Annotated in this window: 15 protein-coding genes; 6 read left to right on the forward strand and 9 right to left on the reverse strand. The window is 42.9% G+C overall.

Annotated features, from left to right (window positions below):
• Nucleotides 1–39: 39 nt before the first annotated feature.
• From cyoE to cyoA, 5 genes are read right to left on the reverse strand one after another with little or no spacing between them, the layout of a single operon-like run.
• Nucleotides 40–909, reverse strand: coding sequence for a heme o synthase (cyoE, locus tag ELZ11_RS22580; RefSeq protein ID WP_137359642.1), 870 nt, complete (start codon nt 907–909; stop codon nt 40–42).
• A gap of 8 nt (nt 910–917) precedes the next feature.
• A complete protein-coding gene (gene cyoD / locus ELZ11_RS22585; RefSeq protein WP_004740018.1) occupies nt 918–1,229 on the reverse strand; it encodes a cytochrome o ubiquinol oxidase subunit IV in 312 nt (103 codons plus the stop codon).
• Complete coding sequence (gene cyoC / locus ELZ11_RS22590; protein ID WP_137359643.1) at nt 1,229–1,846, reverse strand: cytochrome o ubiquinol oxidase subunit III; 618 nt, start codon at nt 1,844–1,846, stop codon at nt 1,229–1,231. Before cyoC ends, cyoD begins: the two co-directional genes overlap by 1 nt.
• Complete coding sequence (gene cyoB, locus ELZ11_RS22595) at nt 1,836–3,893, reverse strand: cytochrome o ubiquinol oxidase subunit I (protein WP_137359644.1); 2,058 nt, start codon at nt 3,891–3,893, stop codon at nt 1,836–1,838. The genes cyoC and cyoB overlap by 11 nt, the downstream gene beginning before the upstream one ends.
• A gap of 5 nt (nt 3,894–3,898) precedes the next feature.
• On the reverse strand, nt 3,899–4,795 hold the full coding sequence (gene cyoA / locus ELZ11_RS22600) for a ubiquinol oxidase subunit II (protein WP_137359645.1): 897 nt from the start codon (nt 4,793–4,795) through the stop codon (nt 3,899–3,901).
• 1,073 nt (nt 4,796–5,868) lie between these two features.
• Between cyoA and ELZ11_RS22605 the strand changes: the two genes are divergently transcribed.
• The gene (locus ELZ11_RS22605) at nt 5,869–8,679 is read left to right on the forward strand and encodes a TrlF family AAA-like ATPase (protein ID WP_137359646.1); all 2,811 of its coding nucleotides are present in this window, start codon (nt 5,869–5,871) and stop codon (nt 8,677–8,679) included.
• A gap of 438 nt (nt 8,680–9,117) precedes the next feature.
• Entirely contained in the window at nt 9,118–10,614 is a 1,497-nt protein-coding gene (locus ELZ11_RS22610) for a tetratricopeptide repeat protein (protein ID WP_137359647.1), read from the forward strand.
• Between the two features lie 188 nt (nt 10,615–10,802).
• Here ELZ11_RS22610 and ELZ11_RS22615 read toward each other — a convergent pair whose 3' ends face one another.
• Complete coding sequence (locus tag ELZ11_RS22615; RefSeq protein ID WP_137359648.1) at nt 10,803–11,501, reverse strand: glutathione S-transferase family protein; 699 nt, start codon at nt 11,499–11,501, stop codon at nt 10,803–10,805.
• 249 nt (nt 11,502–11,750) lie between these two features.
• Here ELZ11_RS22615 and ELZ11_RS22620 point away from each other — a divergent pair, with 249 nt between their 5' ends.
• On the forward strand, nt 11,751–12,920 hold the full coding sequence (locus tag ELZ11_RS22620; protein ID WP_137359649.1) for a MerR family transcriptional regulator: 1,170 nt from the start codon (nt 11,751–11,753) through the stop codon (nt 12,918–12,920).
• A gap of 14 nt (nt 12,921–12,934) precedes the next feature.
• Nucleotides 12,935–13,474, forward strand: a complete 540-nt coding sequence (locus ELZ11_RS22625) for a GNAT family N-acetyltransferase (protein WP_244291712.1) — start codon at nt 12,935–12,937, stop codon at nt 13,472–13,474.
• 31 nt (nt 13,475–13,505) lie between these two features.
• Here the strand turns inward: ELZ11_RS22625 and ELZ11_RS22630 are convergent, their stop codons facing one another.
• Together ELZ11_RS22630 and ELZ11_RS22635 are read right to left on the reverse strand one after the other, a co-directional pair.
• Nucleotides 13,506–14,177 (reverse strand): HAD family hydrolase, encoded by a 672-nt coding sequence (locus ELZ11_RS22630; RefSeq protein WP_137359650.1) that lies wholly within the window; start codon nt 14,175–14,177, stop codon nt 13,506–13,508.
• Nucleotides 14,178–14,567 carry an NUDIX hydrolase gene (locus ELZ11_RS22635; protein ID WP_137359651.1) on the reverse strand — a complete coding sequence of 130 codons (390 nt, stop codon included), beginning with the start codon at nt 14,565–14,567 and terminating at the stop codon, nt 14,178–14,180.
• 443 nt (nt 14,568–15,010) lie between these two features.
• On the opposite strand from ELZ11_RS22635, the gene ELZ11_RS22640 reads away from it, so the two are divergent.
• Both ELZ11_RS22640 and ELZ11_RS22645 read left to right on the forward strand, forming a co-directional pair.
• Nucleotides 15,011–17,158, forward strand: coding sequence for a metallophosphoesterase family protein (locus ELZ11_RS22640; RefSeq protein ID WP_137359652.1), 2,148 nt, complete (start codon nt 15,011–15,013; stop codon nt 17,156–17,158).
• A 700-nt stretch (nt 17,159–17,858) separates the two neighbouring features.
• Nucleotides 17,859–18,935 carry a TMEM43 family protein gene (locus ELZ11_RS22645; protein WP_137359653.1) on the forward strand — a complete coding sequence of 359 codons (1,077 nt, stop codon included), beginning with the start codon at nt 17,859–17,861 and terminating at the stop codon, nt 18,933–18,935.
• 120 nt (nt 18,936–19,055) lie between these two features.
• Here ELZ11_RS22645 and ELZ11_RS22650 read toward each other — a convergent pair.
• Nucleotides 19,056–20,041, reverse strand: a 986-nt coding sequence (locus tag ELZ11_RS22650; RefSeq protein WP_137356267.1) for an S-(hydroxymethyl)glutathione dehydrogenase/class III alcohol dehydrogenase, incomplete at its 5' end; no start/stop codon positions are given.

Here is a 20,041-nt window from a genome sequence, read left to right on the forward strand (position 1 = left end):
GTATGTGCCACTGGCTTTATCATTTGTTCGCCAACCGTTTTAAATAAAAGGCAGCGGAATCAATTCTATTCCAAGAACACCGCTGATGCTCATCACCACCAGCAAAGAGACTTTAAAGACCGTCTTTGACCATTGGATATAGTTGGCGTAATCCACCTTACGAAATGTCACCTTGGTCCACATAAAGCATACTGCCGCCGACACCGCTAGGTATTTGTAACCCGCTTCTCCGAGCAAGAACAGTCCAAGTGCAACCGCGCCAAAAGCAACCACGTACGCTTTCATGTGTTTGTGGGCCTTATCGACACCCTCTTTTACCGGTAGTACAGGAATACCCGCATCTCTGTAATCTTGAATGCGGAACATCGCAATCGCATACGAGTGCGGCATCTGCCATAAGCAGAACATGATAAACAGCAGTACTGCTTCGATACTCAAGTAGTTTGTCACGCCAAGGTAACCAACTAATGGTGGTACCGCACCAGAGATACTGCCTACAAGCGTGCCATACACCGAATTACGCTTGTACCACATGGTGTAGAAAAAGACGTAAAACACGTAGCCTAGCAACACCACTACCGCAGACATCGGATTAACGTATTGGAACAATAAAGCCGTACCAGCTAGTAACATGACCAACGCATAGATGAATGCGACGTCAGTATTGATGTTACCCTGAACCAACTCTCGGTTCTGAGTGCGTTTCATTTTTTGATCAATATCGCGATCAAAAATGTTATTCACCACACAACCTGATGCAATCACAAGCCCCACACCCGCCAATGTTGTCAGTAACAACATCGCACTGGCTGGTTCTGTCTTTGCGGCAAGGAAGAACCCCGCCGCAACAGAAATCAGGTTGCCGAAAATGATGCCCGGTTTGGTAATAGACAAATAACTTTTCAGCATACCCTAGCCTACAACTTCATGTTGACGTTCATGTTGTAGATGATCCACACCGAGCCAGCGATCAGGATCAATACAACAATGGCAGTAAACATCAGTGATACTAGGTTCCACTGACCATCGGTTGTCTTCACTTCCATATGTAGGAAGTACTTAAAGTGTACGAAGATCTGCACTAGCGCACAGCCAAACAGAACTACGTAAGTCTCAGTACTTGGAAGCGCATGCGCCCACACAACATAGAACGGAATAATGGTCAGAATCAGTGATGCAACAAAGCCAATCACGTAATCTTTTGCGCCACTGTCTAGATGCTGTTCCATTACATCACCCCCATTAAGTACACGATAGTAAATACACAAATCCAAACGATATCTAGGAAGTGCCAGAACAAGCTCAAGCACTGAAAGCGCATAGACATATTGTCGTTCAAGCCTTTAGTGGAAAGCTGGTGATACGCCACTGCCATCCAAATAAGACCAAACGTTACGTGCAAGCCGTGTGTGCCAACTAAGGTAAAGAACGCAGATAGGAACGCACTCTCTTGAGGGCCATAACCTTCAGCAATCAAGTGATGGAATTCATACACTTCCATACAGATAAAAGCTAAACCCAGCAGAAACGTTACTTTTAGCCACTTTTTCATACCAGCAACATCTTGGCGTTTCATTGCGATCATGCCAAAACCGAAAGTGATACTACTGAACAGCAGCATCATGGTTTCCACAAACACGAACGGAAGTTCGAAGATGTCTTTGCCCGTTGGTCCTGCAATAGAGCCACTTTCTAACACGGCATAAGTCGCGAAAAGCGTGGCAAACAGCACACAGTCACTCATCAAGTAAACCCAGAAGCCAAACAGCTTATTGCCCGCTGAGTCATGGTGATGATCATGCGAGTGTGCAAGATCGTAAGTGTGCGACGGAGTATTAGCTTGCATACGTCGTCTCCAAATCATCTTTATTTGTGTTGTTATCACCGTCAGCGCTGTTATCACCTACTGACTGTTTTTTCGCTTCTGCTAACTGCGCACGTCGAGCCGCTTCAATCGCTTTGATCTCTTCTACTTCCACGTAGTAGTCAACATCGTCGTTGTAGCTGTGTTGAATACACGTTACGACAATACCAACCAGGCTTGCCGCCGCTAGCCACCAGATGTACCAGATCATTGCGAAACCAAATACCAACGACCATGCAGATACATAAATACCTGTCGGTGTGTTCTTTGGCATATGGATACGTTCGTATTCTTCTTCCTGAGTTGGATCAAACTCGCCGCTTTGCTTTTGATACCAGAACGCATCTAGCTCATCGCCCTTAGGCAGTTTTGCAAAGTTGTAGAACGGCGGTGGTGAAGACGTTGCCCATTCAAAAGTACGTCCGCCCCACGGGTCACCAGTAAGGTCGCGGTTTTGGTCACGGTCACGAACACTCACGAAGAACTGAACAAACTGACACACAACACCCATCGCAATCACACCAGTACCTGCAGCCGCAACCGCCAGTAGAGGGAAGAATTCAGGGTTAATATCTTGGCTCAAACGACGCGTCATACCCATAAAACCAAGAGCGTAAAGCGGCAAGAACGCCATCAAGAAACCGATGATCCAGCAGTAGAACGCACGTTTACCCCAAACTTCGTTCAGAGTGAAACCTGTCGCTTTCGGGAACCAGTAGCCAATCGCCGCAAAACAACCGAATACTACGCCACCGATGATCACGTTGTGGAAGTGAGCAATCAGGAATACTGAGTTATGAAGAATGAAGTCTGCACCCGGTACTGCCATTAATACGCCCGTCATACCACCAACGGTGAAAGTGATAAGGAAACCAACAGTCCACAACATAGGTGTTGTGAAACGGATGCGGCCTTTGTACATAGTGAACAGCCAGTTGAAGATCTTAACCCCGGTCGGGATAGAGATAATCATGGTTGCGATACCAAAGAAGGCATTCACATTCGCACCAGAGCCCATAGTGAAGAAGTGGTGCAGCCAAACAACAAACGCAAGGATAGTGATTGCAACCGTTGCCCAAACCAGTGAGGTGTAACCAAACAGTTTTTTACGTGCGAACGTTGCTGTCACTTCAGAGAACACACCGAAGATAGGCAAGATTAGGATGTACACCTCTGGGTGTCCCCATGCCCAAATCAGGTTCACATACATCATCACGTTGCCACCAAGATCATTGGTGAAGAAGTGCGTGCCGATGTATCTATCCAGCGTCAGTAGCGCGATAGTTACCGTTAAGATCGGGAAAGAGATGATGATCAGAATGTTGGCACACAGAGACGCCCACGTGAACACAGGCATCTTCATCATTGGCATAGACGGAGTACGCATGCGCAGAATGGTCGCGAAGAAGTTCACACCCGTTAGCGTTGTACCGACACCAGATATTTGCAGCGCCCATATCCAATAGTCCACCCCGACTCCAGGGCTTGCCTCAATACCTGATAGTGGCGGATAAGCTAGCCACCCTGTACGGCCGAATTCACCAAGGCCTAGTGACATATTGGTTAGGATTACGCCCACGACAAACAGCCAGAAACTCAGGTTGTTTAAGTAAGGGAACGCAACATCACGAGCACCGATTTGCAGCGGCACGATGATGTTCATCAAACCAATCACCAGCGGCATCGCCACAAAGAAAATCATGATCACACCATGAGCGGTGAAGATCTGATCATAGTGATGCGGTGGTAAGTAACCGCTCTCGCCTGCAGCGGATAACAACTGCTGGCTACGCATCATTACCGCATCGGCAAAACCACGAATCAACATTATCATTGCAACAGCAATGTACATGAAGCCCAGTTTTTTGTGGTCTACTGAAGTAAACCATTCATTCCATAAGTATTGCCATTTCCCAGCTTTCGTTACCGCAGCAACAACAGCCAAACCAACCAGCGCAATCACCGCAAGTGTCACGACGATAATAGGTTCGTGGTAGGGAATGGACTCTAGAGTTAATCTTCCAAACATTACGATTATCCTTGGTTTTCCGGCAAACAGTTCATTGAACCAGGGTGCTGGGTCACAACATCAGTGAACAAAAATGGTGGGACACTAGAAAACAGCGTCACAGGTTCAGCGACACTTGGTGCTGCCAGTGAACGGAACTGCTCCCAATCTTCAATGCGATCAGGGCTTGCCTTCACCGTTTCCACCCAGTTTAAAAATGCCACTTGATCAGGCAGTGCTGATGCTGTGAATTTCATCTGAGAGAAACCTTCTCCACTGTAGTTCGATGCAAAGCCTTTGAAGTCACCTTCGTGGTTTGCAATCAAGTTCAACTTGGTCACCATTCCCGGCATCGCGTAGATCTGCGAACCAAGACGCGGGATAAAGAACGCGTTCATGATGTTGTCTGAAGTCAGCTTAAAGGTCACCGGAACATCTTTCGGGAACGCCACGTAGTTAACCGTTGCAATGTGTTGCTCCGGGTAGATGAACAGCCATTTCCAGTCCAGCGATACCACTTCAATCACCATTGGCTGTACATCACTTTCTAGAGGCTTAGATGGCTCCAGTTCGTGTGTTGAACGCCAAGTGATGGTCGCAAGAATCGCAATAATGATGATTGGAATCGTCCATACTACGATTTCAATCTTGGTCGAGTGCGCCCAGTCAGGGGCATACTCTTCCGTGGTATTGGTTTCGCGGTATCTATAAGCAAAGTAGACCGTCATTAGGATCACAGGGATAACGACAATCAGCATCAGGAGTAAAGCAGTAATAATCAGCTCTTTTTCCTGAACGCCAACACTACCTTTAGGGTCGAGCAATGCGGAGTTGCATCCTTCGAGCATCAAGGCAGTTGCCACCAAACCAATCCTCGACAGGTTTGCTCTCGATAAAATGCGTTTATATCTTGAAGCTTCCATTAACTTTCTCGATGGTTATCCAGCCTCAAATCGAACGTCCGAGTACTGGTTATCATGGTCATTAGAATATTTATGTGTTGAGCATGTGAAACGCTACATCTCAAAGGGAAGCCGAATTAGGTATGTCTAGCGCAGTTAGACCCTATTGCTGCCGAATAAAGCGGTATGACAACGAAGTGAAAAGATTGCTGCATGGTTAAAACCACACAAAAAACATGACTTAATTGTTACACTTTGAAATATGTTGTTACATTTGGCGCATTGTGAGGAGTTGGAATAGAAAGATCAGCCAACAAACTTGGAAACTAACCTTCCAGTTATGAAAGTGACCGGTGAATAAAGGGTAGGAAATAAGACGCACGTTATGGGTGTGCTACATGCATGAAGCCAAGCCCAGTAAGGGAAATTAAAGACAGCGTAGGGTGAGTAACCGATAGGTGGATGGGGTGTTGGAATTGGTCAAATTAGAAGTAACGGATAAAACAAAGTGTGATCAAGAGCAACTTTATGAATTCACGTACAGCGAGAAAGGTATTCAGCTAGGGATTGGTGGCGTGTTTTATTAATCACAATTACAAATACTGCGTAGCTTTATATGTATTTTTCACTGCAGAGTTCGCACTAGGCGCCTCTTAATATTTAAAGATGATTCGGCGCTAGGATAAAACCAATAATGCATTTCTGGCTTTATTTAGCGGATAACCCAAATATAAAACTGAGGTCGTGTTGAGCACTGGTGCTTCGCCGTTTGGTGATACTTCAAAAGGAAGTGATTGAAATTTGAATACTAGGCTTAATAATGTACACGCTTGGCTCCCAGCATGGCGGTGACATACTGGAAAAGGGGGCGTAGTTTGCTTTTTGCTCTTACAAAGTTTGCTACGCTTCGAAATACGTTAAAGATAGTTTAGGCATACGAAAAATAATGTGCGGCAAAGCATATGACATACCTCGTCACCTTTTTCATAGCAGTCATGTAAGTAGCCTCTCAATCAACATGTGACCATAATCAAGCTAAACATTGTATGTTATGTGATAAATTCCATAAAAATTATTAGTTTAGTGGAAATTGAATGCGCTTGTACGAACACGGTTCAGAATGGAGGCGATGGGACCTTCACGTTCACACCCCAGATTCAGTATTAGAAACACAATTTAAGGGCGACTGGGATGGTTACATTTCAGCTATCGAGAAGTCAGATTCTGGTGTTGCTGTAATTGGTATCACTGATTACTACTCTATATCAGGTTATGAAAAGGTTCTTGCTTACCGACAAGATGGACGACTGGGAAATATCGAAACAGTCATCCCAAATATTGAGTTTAGGATTACTCCTAATACTGGAAAACACAAAGGGATTAACATCCATCTTCTAATAAATCCGGAAGACCCTAATCACGTTGATGAAATCAAGATCGCATTGAGCCGATTGAATATTGACTATCTTGGTCAGAACTATGCTTGCACTGAAGACCAGCTTAGATCCTATGGTAGAGCGTTAGCACCACAAACAGAAAGCTGTCGAGTGGCATCATTGAAGGAAGGTATTAATAACTTCAAGCCATCTTATGACACTTTCAAGAAGTGGTATAACGGTGAGAAGTGGTTGAGGGAAAACTCAATAGTTATTGCAGCGAATGGTTCTAATGATGGCGTATCTGGTATTAGAGACGGTGGTTTTACTGGCATAAAGAAAGACATCTACCAGTTTATCGACATGGTATTTTCTGCCACACCAAGCGACATCAACTACTTCACTGGTCAAGGCACTAAGAATAGAGAAGAAATTGTAGCTGAGCTTGCTCGTCTTGTACCTTGTGTTCATGGTTCTGATGCACATGCAATCGACAAGCTGTTTGAACCAGATCAAAAGAGATATTGCTGGATTAAAGCTGACCCTACATTCAACGGTCTAAAACAGGTTGTCTTTGAGCCTGACCGTGCATTCATTGGTGAACTCTCTCCTGAAACGAAAGCTGAATATCAGACCATCAAACAAGTGAGATACATTGATAATTCAGGTGTGAATAAATTTTCTAAGAAGTGGATACCGCTTAACAAAGACCTGAACACAATCATTGGTGGTAAGTCGTCCGGTAAATCAATGCTTCTATATCACATTGCGAAGACTATAAATCCTAACGAAGTATCAACCAGAGTAGAGCTATCCAAGTCATCAACCTACAGCGACATTACCGATTTAGACTTCGAGGTTGAATGGTCGAACAATGAAGTGTCTAAGCTGTCAGATGCCGACGACCAAGCAAAGGCTATCACCTATATACCTCAACTTTACATTAACCAACTGGCTGATAAAGATGGTCGAGAAGATTTAAACGAGTTGGTATCTAAAACTTTACTTCAAGATGATCAATACAAAGACTTCGTTAATACCCTTGAGAGTAGAGTACGCACAGTCAATTCATCCATTAATGACAAGATTGATACTCGATTCTTACTGATTAGTGAATACCAAAAGTTGTTCAATGAGCTGAACGAAATTGGTAACGACAAGTCTGTTAAGAATGAGATTGCAGCACTTGAAGCTAGAGCAAAAGAGATTCGAGAAAAGTCTAAATGGACAGAAGAACAAGAGAAGCATTACGCCTACCTAGTTCATAGAAGACAGTGCGTTATCAGAGCAAAAGATAGGCTCACGTATATTCAGTCGGGCTTACAAAGATTCACAGAGAGTATTGATAACCGGCAAGACCAATGGGTTGATTCGATTCAAGGTCAACTACAGCAAGACTCAGGGCTAATTGCACAATCAACTGTCCTCAAAGGCTTACTAGATTCGATGCAAAAAGACTTGGTCGCAGGGTTTAGTACAACCAAGGATACGGCGAATAAAAAGCTAAAGTCGATCCCCGATAGATTGGCAGCTTTAAATGAGAAGCTTGAGGGAATAGAGCGTGAGCTGAAACCCCTTGAAGAAGACGTGAAAGATAAAGCTGCACTTGAACAACTGAACAGGCAACTCAAGACTGAGCGAGAGAAGCTAGCAAGAATCAATGTCAAAATAAAAGAGCTTGAGGCAATCACTAAGAAAGGTGAAGAGTGTATCAAGGAACTAAATGAGCAGTTTAGTTCACTAATCAATCTATACAAGTCTCACTGCGCCATAGTCAGCGATCATAAAATGGATGACGACATAAAGATTGAGGCAAAGGTTGTTGTCGATGCTCCCAAGTTTGATTCGTTCGTTAGTTGCTACCACAAATCAGGGGCAATTCGCACAGTCGTTAACGATGTTCAGGACGATAACGGTGATTACCATTTTGACGTGGATACTCACGCAGCCTTTGTAGAGAAGACCGCCAACACAATTAGAGGCAGTCAATCGCCTACCTTGCGTAAGAATCACAGCCTGAAAGATGCATACAAACTACTTTACGCTGACTACTTTGGGATCGACTTCCTTGTTACCTACAAGAACGACAGCATTGTACATATGTCGCCGGGCAAACGTGGCTTGGTCTTACTCAGTTTGATGCTTGAGCTTAGTAACTCAACGCACCCAATATTGATTGACCAGCCAGAGGATAACTTGGATAACAGAACGATTTACTCAGAACTTAAAGACTTCGTTCGTAAGTGTAAGAGTAAGCGACAGATTATCATGGTGACACACAACGCAAACCTAGTGGTTGCAGCAGATGCAGAGTGCGTTGTTGTTGCAGACCAACGCGGGCAGTCAGGCACAGTTGGCATACACCAATTTGAATATCTTGGCGGTAGCCTAGAGCATAGCTTGAAGTCTGATAACAGCTACGACTACCAATCACTTGATGAGCTAGGCATTCGACAGCATGTTTGTCATATCCTTGAAGGTGGTATCAGTGCCTTCAAAGAGCGGGAGCAGAAATATAACCTTCTTTGATTCTAATACTTTAACTTGACTAGAACATGTGAGAAATGAAGAGTCACTGCTGGGGCAGAGCCTTCGATGGTCAGGCTTTGCCCAAATTCAACTTATTCGAAGTGAATGGTTTAGAGTTTCAACTCTAAGTTGTTTCTGTCCAGAATTTCCACAGTCTGATTTTTGCCCATGGTACTTTCTAGCTCAAAAGTGCCCCGAAACTTCATAGAGTTCGAACTCTCAATGCACTTAGCAATACCAATACCTCTTCCGACGAACTATTCGAAAAAATTAACCCTTCACCCCTTCCCAAAATAAGCACTATCTTGCGGACCAATGTCAGGCCACTATACTTAACTTGGGGGTATTAGTTAAAGCTAAATGGTAAATATTGAGTTTCCAAATGCTAAAAACGACAGTTAGTAGTTCTAATTTCTAAATAATAGGTTGGTCAAAGGTTTGAAAGAAAATAAAAGCGATGAGGATGCTATCCTCGAACTGGTTAGAACAAATAATGAAATTAAGAAAATATTAAATAGAGCTTATCCAGAGCCTGATACTAGTTTAGGGCATTCCGTCTATATTAGAATCCAGTTCATACTAAAATATCTTGGCATACCAGCACTAGTGATGGCAGCCATAGTTCCTGTTTATGATTTTGGGAAAGGACTAAGAAACAATATATTGAATGATTTAATAATAGAAACCTATACATCGTATTCGGTACAGTTACTAAAAAATGGTAAGCCAGACAGAGCAGAAAAGGTTATTCTCGGTCTAGAACATACACGGAAATCCCTTCCCCGTGTACATTATGCAAAAGCAAGAATATCTGTGAAGCAGGCAATTATGAAAGGTGCTAATGTTGATGAAACAGAAGATATTATTAACATTCTTCTGATCTTAAATTCAAAGAGTAACTTTATTACTGGTAAATACGGTGATGAGAGTGATTTACTATCTCTTAAATTGATGCTTGCTGAAATGAGGATAGCAAGTGCTGAATATGAGGGTGCCATTAAGATCCTGAGTGAGCTGGAAAGTTATGAGTATATCCCAAGTGAAATGGAAGCAGAATTATATTTGAAAAAGGCAACTATTCATGTATGGCGAAATGAGTTCGATAAAGCTGAAGGCTCGTTATTATTAGCCTCTGAGATTCTTGATGAAATCGGAGGGTTTGATGACTTGGCCGCTGAAATTGTTTTCCAGAAAGCTAAAAACGATCAGTTCCAAGGAAAATATGACGAAGCAATATCAGAATACATTCGCTCGGATTATATATTCAAGGATATTGGGTACAATAGAGGGAGGATAAAATCTTTAAATAACCTTGGCATGATTTATTCACTTCGACTATATGAGGGTAGAGACCTATATAAAGCATCTCAATATTATTTGAAGTCACTTGATCTCGCAAAAACATTAAAAGATGATGTAAGCATTGCACGAGCAAATCTTAATATTGCTCAAATTAAGCATAAAGAGGGAAAGCTACAAGAGTCTCTTCAGCGTTACATTTTAGCTCTAGAGTTCTTTTCGTCAGCAAAAAATAGTTATGGTATGTCAATATCTCATTCTGGACTTGGAATGATATATGACCTCACTGGCAATGAGGAAAAATACTACTACCATGCAATGAGGGCCTTTGACGGTTTTGTATCATTAAAATACCTAGGTGATATTGGAAAACATGCAGGGCATGTTGCAGATGCAGCAAATGCCTTAGGAAATAATAAGGACTTTGTGATATATGATTATCTGTCACTTGTGTATCGTCGGTATGTAAATGACCCTAAATGGGAAAATAATTTTAATATCCTGAAATCACAAAAAGTCATATTGGGAAAAGAGACTTTTTATTCTTACATTGAAGAAGCAAAAAATATTGCAATTGATATCAACCTTAAATTACGAATAACTGATATTGATTTAAGCATTTCATTACACGAGTAAATCATTTCTGTCCAAAAGTGACTTTCGAACTTTGTTGTCACATTTGTCATCTGCGAGCCACGATAAAAACGAGTTTCGGAAGACATCAAAGTTACAAACTTTATGTCTTCCTACAATTAATTATTTTAATGAACTGAACGGCTTCATCGTTCTTACTCTTACTTGGCCAGTTGGGCGGTTAGCTTGAATTATCCGCAGCAGCTGGTGGAGCCACAACCGCCTTGCTGTTGAATATCTTTACCTTCGGCAAGGTACGTATTGGCTAGGTAGAAATTGCTAAACAGTTCGACGAAGTCTTCTGATACGGACTTTTCAACTAGCCCAGTTTCCAGCAAATTCTTCTGCCATGCCTGCATTTTTGGTAGACCACATAAGAAGTCATATCCCACCTTTTCTTTTACGATGGCCGCACGATGTAGCAAAGGGATCCATGCCATATCAACATTGCTCAGCTCGTTTGATTTGAAGAATTGAGTGTCGCCAGACAGCTTATCTTCGGCTTTCTTAAACGCTTTGATGAGCTTTTCAGAACGTTCTGCAAACGTCTCGCCGTTCTTGCTGCTCATGGTGCCACACTGCGCTAAGTAGTGTTTCGACCCTAAATAGCTCCATGCTCGGTCTAACGCGCGCTGTTCGTTGGTAACGTTATTCTCTAATGGACCAAACTCATCTTCGATGTATTCAATGATCGCATCAGACTCAAACAAGGTTGTGCCAGATTCAGTGATCAAAATCGGTACTTGCCCGTTTGGTGACACATCTAAAAACCATTGCGGCTTATCACTTAAGCTGATGTATTCAATTTCGTATGGGATCTGTTTTGCTTCAAGAGCGGCAGTAACACGTTGAACGAACGGACAAATTTTAAAACTAACTACTTTAATCATCTTTATTACCTAATAGTGGACGGGTTATGTCATTAAGCCGATTTGGCTGTCTTGTTACTCATAAGACGCAGCCACTTTTAGAAAGACGAAATTAATTTCGATTTTTATGAAAATATTTTTCGAGAGTCGTTATTTTCAGGGACTTACTTTCTCGTCTGAATGTCATGGATTGAAAAAAGTTCTATATTGGTTATTGACCTGACTAAAGCTTCATAGTTTATCTTGCTTACCGAATTAAGAGGAAAGTGCATGTACCGCATATCAGAATTGGCTGCCCTTGTTGGGCTAAGTCGCTCAACGCTTCTCTATTATGGAAAGTTGGGCTTGATTAACTCAACTAGGCAAAGCAACGGCTATCGAAGCTTTTCAGAGCGAGATCTACAGCGCGTAAGATTGTTACAGCAACTTCAAGCAGGCGGGTTAACGCTCAAAGAATGCCAAGTGTGCTTGGATGAAAAAGTTGATCGGTCAATGCTTGAAAGCCGTTTGAAGCAGCTAGATGAAGAGATCGAAAAAAAGCGACGCTCTAGAGATTTACTCGCTGCAATGCTTGGTAGCGGAGGCATGAAAGAGTGGCACGAGTCAGCAGATAAGATAGCGCCCGATGCACACCTAGATTGGTTAATGAAGCAAGGTTTTGATGAAAAGCAGGCTTTGCGATTGAAATGGTTATCGAAAGATATGAACGAACATGAGCAATACATGGCCGACTTTGAGCGTATTTTTGATGGGTTAGAACGGCTAGGGCCGGGAACGCCGCAAGATACTGAACACGCGCTGAGTCATCTTCCGTTTTCGCCTCAGTCATTGTTGGAAATCGGCTGTGGTAAAGGCTTCGCAACCCAAGTGATCGTGTCTCAGCTTAATTGCGTGATGACTGCCATTGATAATGATGCCCCAGCGTTAGAGGCACTCAAATTACGGTTAACGGAGTTAGGTTTGGAAAGAAAGGTACAAACCGTCTGCGCCAGTATGACCGACTTACCATTTGAGAATACGTCGTTTGATGTGATTTGGAGTGAAGGAAGCGCTTATATCATGGGCGTTAAACAAGCGATGCAGCAGTGGAAGCGATACTTGAATGCAGGTGGTGTGCTGGTGGTGAATGACTTGGTTTGGTCAACCGAAACACCAAGTCAATCCGCTTTGGAGTTCTGGCAAAAAGAATACCCAGATATGACAACGGCAACTGAACGTATTCAACAGGCCAAAGCATTGGGCTATCAAGTTGTCAGCCAGTTCCCGTTAAGTCGGGAAGGGTGGGATGCTTACTATCAACCACTGAAAGAGCGCCTCAAAACTTTGGAGCCTGACATGGGTAACTCAGCGGCCTACCAAGATATGAAAAGAGAAGTAGAGAACTATTTCACTACTCAAAAAGAATACGACTATCAATTTTTCGTGCTTAGAAAAGCATGATTGGACAGATGAATATGATGAACTTTAGACAGTACCACCCCAGTGAAATCGGGACGATTAAACAACTTTATACCACCACATTTACCAATTCAGAAAGTGCAGAAGAAGGTAACAGTGTTGGGCAACTGAGTTACGACTTACTGACAACGACAAGCCCAAATGATTTCTATTGTTTTGTGGCTGAAAGCAATCAAACCATTATTGGCGCGGTGATTTTTTCAAAGTTATCCGCAGAGCACGCAAACAACGCGTATTTACTTTCGCCAATGGCAGTATGTACTCAAAACCAAAAACAAGGCGTAGGGCAAAAGCTGATTAACTTTGGGCTTAATGAACTAAAAGCGAAGGGTGTTGAAACAGCAGTGACTTACGGCGATCCAAACTACTATTCGCGAGTTGGCTTTGAGGTGGTTGAGGAAAATATCATTAAAGCACCATTCCCGTTGAGCTTCCCACACGGTTGGTTAGCGCAGTCATTGACGGGTGAATCCATTATGCCAATTTTGGAAACACCAAAATGCGTTGAAGCGTTAAGCAAAGCTGAGTATTGGTAAATACTTGAAACAGCAATTGGCCGTTTTCAATTTATGGGGTGAGTTCCCAAGTTAAAATAGGCCAATTTGCTGTAGTCGCGTGCGCTGTGAGTTGAGGGCATGGGTTTACGGCATAGGCTTTATCGGCATCCAACAACAGCGGCAAATCGTTGTATGAGTCAGTATAGAAATGTGTTTCAGCAAAATGAACGTTGGTGCTTGTTAGCCAACCTTTTAAGCGAGTCACCTTTCCTTCCTTGAAGCTTGCAGTGCCGGAAATAAGCGGTGCATAACACCCTTCATTCACCATGATATCCGTTCCGATATAGTGTTCAATATTCAACATCCTAGCGATATGTTTGACCAAAAAGCTCGGTGAGGCAGAGATGATCAATAAAGTGATTGAGGGATCGGAATTTAAATCTTTGATTAGATTCTTGGCGCTAGGGAAGACCTTATCGACGATCATTGTATTGGCAAATTGCTGGGCCATCTGACTTATCCTGTCTACGGATATGTGCGCTAATGGCTGCATGCAGAACTCGATATAGTCATTCAGATTGAGCTCACCTTTATGGTACGACTGAATAAACTCGTCGTTTCTTGTAATGAACGTTGAATCATTAATTAACTGGTTCTTGAGTAAATAGGCGTTCCATAGGCTGATTGAATCTACTGAAATCAGAGTTTTATCAAGGTCGAATATTATTAGTTGTTTCGTCATTTAAGCCCTCATTAACATTAGCTGTTTTAATGCCAATTTATCCGATGTTCTTTCTGGGAAACGTTGGTCTGTGATAGGAGACCATAATAGGGCATCAGCTTCAAAACAAGAGATCATGCCTTTCCATGAGTTTATGGAGTAGTAATGAACGATTTGTAGCTCTTCTGCTTGATTCTCCAATGTACACAAATAAGTAAAATCAGTAGCTTGAATACCAAGCTCTTCTTCAACTTCTCGTGTGAGAGCCTGTACTTGGGTTTCGCCTTTTTCAATATGGCCACCAGGAATAGTGACTCTTCCGGGCTCCGTTTTTTTATTATCGGCTCGCCGTTCTAACAGAATTTTATCTTTCTTATTCAAAATAAACGAAACGCATTCGTAGGAAGTCATAACGCTCTTATTGTTGTTATATTGTTACCGCATTGTATTTTGTTTGTGTTTTTCGATCAACTATTGATAGCTTTGATAGTTAGTGTGTTGAAGCGTTAAGCTGGGAACCATACTTCAGATTGGAACCGTTAAACTAAACAGCCCATAAGATTTATGTCTTGTATCGTTATTCTTAATTTATCGGCCAATATGTTTAGAGATATGTATGTATTCACTTTGACTGAAAAGCTCATTTATGTGTGAAGTTTAACGACTCAATGAAGTCTTTATATTCCTATTATTTGTTGTGGTTATTATTTTAAGTTGTTGATATTTAATTAATTGAGGTGAGATCTCAAATTTTCCAGCAATGACTGGTTTGTCAAATCTCGGAAACAAAATTGTCATTAATCTCTCCTAATCTCCTCGCCAAAATTTGGTTAATAAAATTTAGGTAAGGGAAAATGAAAAAATATTCACTCGCGCTGCTTTCGAGTGTGATTGCGACCAGTTTGATAGGGTGCGGCTCAGACAGCGAAACCGAGAGTTTAGAATCTTCTATTCAAGTGGCGTTCATGCCAGACATTCACTTCCACGATGTTTACGGTGATTTTCAAGATGGATCATTCACTGGCCTACACAATAATATCAGTGGCGATTATGCGACTATCCGTACGATGCAATCACAGATGGAATCCACTCGTCTGTTCAATGAAAACTACTTCGCGATGATCGCGGCATTGGATGATGTCGTTGAACGAGGGATTAAATATGTCGCACTCCCAGGGGACTTCAGTGATGACGGACAACCAGTGCATATGCGTGGTTTGGTGCAAATTTTTGATCACTATCGCGAAGAGTACGGATTAGAATTTTTTGCGGCTCCAGGTAATCATGATCCTGTAAGGCCATTTACTATCCCTGCTGGAAAATCCGATTATTTGGGTGAAGGCGGAAAACAGCAGCGTATTTTTAGTAAAGGCAAAGAAGAGTGTGTCGATTATGAAGGCGATACGACCACTATCCCGGGAGGAGGCTTTGACTTAGATACTATCTGTTCTGAAGAAGTTCGCGAGTGGGGTTACCGAGAGATCATGGACATTCTTGGTACGCATGGCTTTTATCCTCAGGAGAAATATCAGTATTTCGAAACACCTTACAGTAGCGATGAAAGCCGCTTGAATTACTCGTACGAATTAGCGCTAGAGGAAAGTGCGTACGACAAGCGAATGTATGAAATTTGTTATCAAGGGACTGGCGGTGAATACAAGCAAGACGGCTATACCAATTGCTCGAATGTACCAGACACCAGCTATTTGGTTGAACCTGTTAAAGGACTATGGCTATTAGCGATTGACGCCAATGTTTACCGCCCTACATCGACCTCTCCGGATGGTTCTTCTGATGGTAATTCGTTTGACGGTTCGAGTAGCGCTGGCTACAACATGATGCTAACCCATAAAGAGCAAGTGATTGACTGGATCGCTGATGTGGTGAAAGCAGCTAAAGAGCAAAATAAAACGTTAGTATCGTTTAGCCATTTCCCGATGTCCGATTTTTACAACGGCGCATCTGAGGACATTGAAGATTTATTCGGTGAAGGCAGTCACCAATTGGCACGAGAACCTGATGACGAAACCAGTAAAACGCTGGCGGCTACGGGGTTAAGTGTACACGTTGGCGGGCACATGCATTTTAACGATACGGGTAAGAAGAGCTATAACATAGACGGCGTTGATTACACTTTGTTCAATATTCAAGCGCCTTCATTGGCTGGTTATATTCCTGCGTATAAGGTGCTTAATATTCGTCCGGATAACCAAATTGAAGTAGAGACAGTCATTCTAGATAAAGTGGAGCGATACAATGAGTTATTCCAGCACTATGAAGTTGAGCATCAGCATTTAACGGAATCAGCCGGGCAAGATGAAGAAGCCCTGAAAAACATTTGGAATAAAGAGATCTTGAATGCGAAAAGTTACTATGAATTGACCGATTGGCATATTCGAGAACTGACACGTTTACGCTTTTTACCGAGTGATTGGCCATTAGAAATGCGTGAAATGATCATGCATATGGATGGCAAAGACATGATGATTATGTCCCAGTTAGAAACTGAGTTTACTGTGTGCCAGTTAGCGGCTGAGTTGGATTACGGAATTGAAGGCTGTGCCGCGCTTAATTCGGTTGATTATGAACAGTTCCAAGAAGATTGGAAGCAAGCCGAAACTGCAGCTGCTGAACTAGCGGCATCAGAGGGGCTAGCCCTCGAAGATTTTGCCACTTGGAATGGTGAAACACTGGCTACTGATTTCTATCGTTTGAGAAATGCAGATGAATTGGCGTTTCGAGATGTGGAAGAAGAGCAGCTTTATCAATATGAGCTGTTAAGCCGAGAGTTATTTGAATTTGCAGGTAGCGTTGATTCAGAGCTTGGTGACTTAGGGCAATACACAGTAGGTGAGGTGTTCCGTTCACGCTTTGGCAGTTTGTTTGTTATTTTGGATAAGTTCGCAACAGGTCATGCGAGCGATCATTTCCTTATCGATACTGAGCAGCAAACCCTCACAGATCTGAAAGGTGAAGTGAAGCGTGAAATATTTAAAAACTAGCGCTAGCTAGTTCGATGTCACGTCCTAAAATACGTTGACCGTTTTCTACTAAGCCAACAGCGTTAGCTGTTGGCTTTTTCATCTTCATACTAAGTGTAAAGTAGGTGATAACTTAAATGTGTGGCAGGTGGAAGTGACCTAGTAATCCATTCAACGTTATTACCCAAATTACCCAAAGCAAATGCGTTCTACTTCTGTGTTGTAGGGTAAAGTCTTCCTTGAAGCTGTGAAGCGTCTGAACTTATCTCTCAAGCAAGAGGTTGCTAAGTCTTAGGAACTATCGCCGAATACGAACCAAGTGTTTCGAGAACGTATTCAACGCGCACTTGAAAGATTGATCAATCTTCTGACCCCAAATATCGGTGAAATTGAAGCAAAACAATCGGTTGAAGAGGCCTCTGGCCGAACGTTGGTTCTGTATATCAATAGCTTTATCTAGTTTAGCAGCTCCTTTCTTAGTCAATTCCTTGTTAATGGAATGTAATTCCATATAATACCCCTTCCAGTACCCTGTACCGATAACGTGAGTGTCGAGTGATATCAGGGTAGTTTCTGGAACTCAATGTGCACTGGCGTTTTACAAAGATAAACCTGGTTCATATAGGTGAGGTCTTTTTAAAGGCTGCCGCTCGCTTTTGTGTGTGTTTCTGCACGTGCGGCTGCGACAGACCGAAATGTATTCAATTTTAGGGCGGAGAATATGACAGATCATAACAATAACGACTTTTCAGAAGGTGGCGTGTACACCGAAGTAACAGAGAGAAGTTGGTTTGGCCGCTTAGGCGAAGCATTCAAAGGGATCTTAGCTGGATTCATTCTGGTCGGGTTGTCTATTTTCGGCTTAAACATGAATGAGGAGCGGGCTGAAACGCGAGAAAAAAGTTTGGACGAGGGGGCTGCGATTGTTAGTTCTATCAGCAGCAATAGTGTCGATTCAGCCAATAATGGCAAGTTGGTTCACGTTTCTGGAAGGGTAGAAACTAGTGACGTGCTAACGGATGAATCCTTTGATATCAGTTTGAGTGCGCTTCGGCTAAGACGTGAGGTTCTGGTTTACCAATGGGAAGAAACGGTGCGTACCGAGCGAGAAAAACAGCTAGGTGGAGACGAAGTTGAAGTAAAAAGGTACTACTACGACAAGGTGTGGAGAGAGTCGTTATTCAACTCAAATTCTTTTAAGGATCGTTCTTACCAGAACCCTCAAAATGTGGCGTTTTCTAGTGGTCAATTTGAAGCGAAAAATATGACTTTCGGAGCGTTTGACTTCCCTCGCTCACTCGCACGAAAAATGGATGAGATGGAGAAAATCCCAGTTGAGTCTGATGCCATCATTGGTCAGCAGGATTATGGCTATGTTTCTTTTTATAACGACGGTTACTACATTGGTGAGAGTCCAAATCACCCACAAATTGGCGACATGCAAGTTAACTTCTATGCCGTTGAACCTGCGCTTGTAAGTGTTATTGCGCAGCAAGTGGGGAATACATTTCAAAAGTATTCGACCAATGCCAGAGGCAGTTTGTACTTGTTAGCATATGGTTCAGAAAGTGCCGATAGTATGTTTAACGAAGCACGTAAAGAGAACGATTTATGGAAGTGGCTGGGGCGGCTTTTGGGTGCAGTAGTAATGGGAATTGGTATTAGTTTGATTTTTAAACCAATCGTGATTTTGGCGGACTTTATCCCAGTTCTAGGGTATTTGGTCCAAGGTGGGTTTAGCGTCATTTCCTTCATTATTTCACTCGTAATCACTACGTTCATTGTGGTCGTGTCTTAACGCGATTTTTGGCAAGATTACTAAACGAATAAGAAAAGCCCGTTAGATATTATCTAACGGGCTTTTTAAATGGTTGAGCCTATCAATATTACGTACTGTTAGCGCTTCAACGTTAAGGTGTTACTTATCCATGTGTAGAACAGTACGGATAGACTCACCTTTGTGCATTAGGTCGAATGCGTCGTTTACTTCATCAAGGCTCATAGTGTGAGTGATGAACTCTTGAAGACCAAACTCACCCGCCATGTAACGGTTTACGATTTCTGGAAGCTCAGAGCGGCCTTTAACACCACCGAAAGCACTGCCACGCCATACACGACCTGTTACCAGTTGGAACGGACGAGTAGAGATTTCTTGGCCTGCGCCTGCAACACCGATGATGACAGATTCGCCCCAACCTTTGTGACAGCACTCAAGAGCTTGACGCATCACGTTAACGTTACCGATACATTCGAATGAGTAATCCACGCCGCCGTCTGTCATTTCAACAATCACGTCTTGGATTGGCTTGTCGAATTTCTGTGGGTTGATGCAGTCAGTCGCGCCAAGCTGTTTTGCTAGTTCGAACTTGCTCTCGTTGATATCAACACCGATGATACGGCTAGCACCTGCCATACGAGCACCGATGATTGCAGAAAGACCGATACCACCTAGGCCGAATACCGCAACTGTGTCGCCTTTTTCAACTTTCGCTGTGTTCAGTACTGCACCCATGCCAGTGGTAACACCACAACCTAGAAGACAAACTTCTTCAAGAGGGGCTTCTTTGCTTACTTTCGCCAGTGAGATTTCTGGAAGTACAGTGTACTCAGAGAAAGTAGAACAACCCATGTAGTGGAAGATTGGCTCACCGTTGATAGAGAAACGGCTCGTGCCATCTGGCATTAGGCCCTTACCTTGTGTTTCACGAACCGCCTGACAAAGGTTAGTTTTGCCCGACTTACAGAATTTACATTCGCCACACTCTGCAGTGTAAAGAGGGATAACGTGGTCGCCAACTTCAACGCTTGTTACGCCTTCGCCAACCATTTCAACGATACCGCCGCCTTCGTGACCCAAGATAGAAGGGAAGATACCTTCTGGATCGTCACCTGATAGTGTGAATG

It is taken from the genome of Vibrio profundi (assembly GCF_005281835.1).
GTDB classification, from domain to species: Bacteria; Pseudomonadota; Gammaproteobacteria; order Enterobacterales; family Vibrionaceae; genus Vibrio; species Vibrio profundi.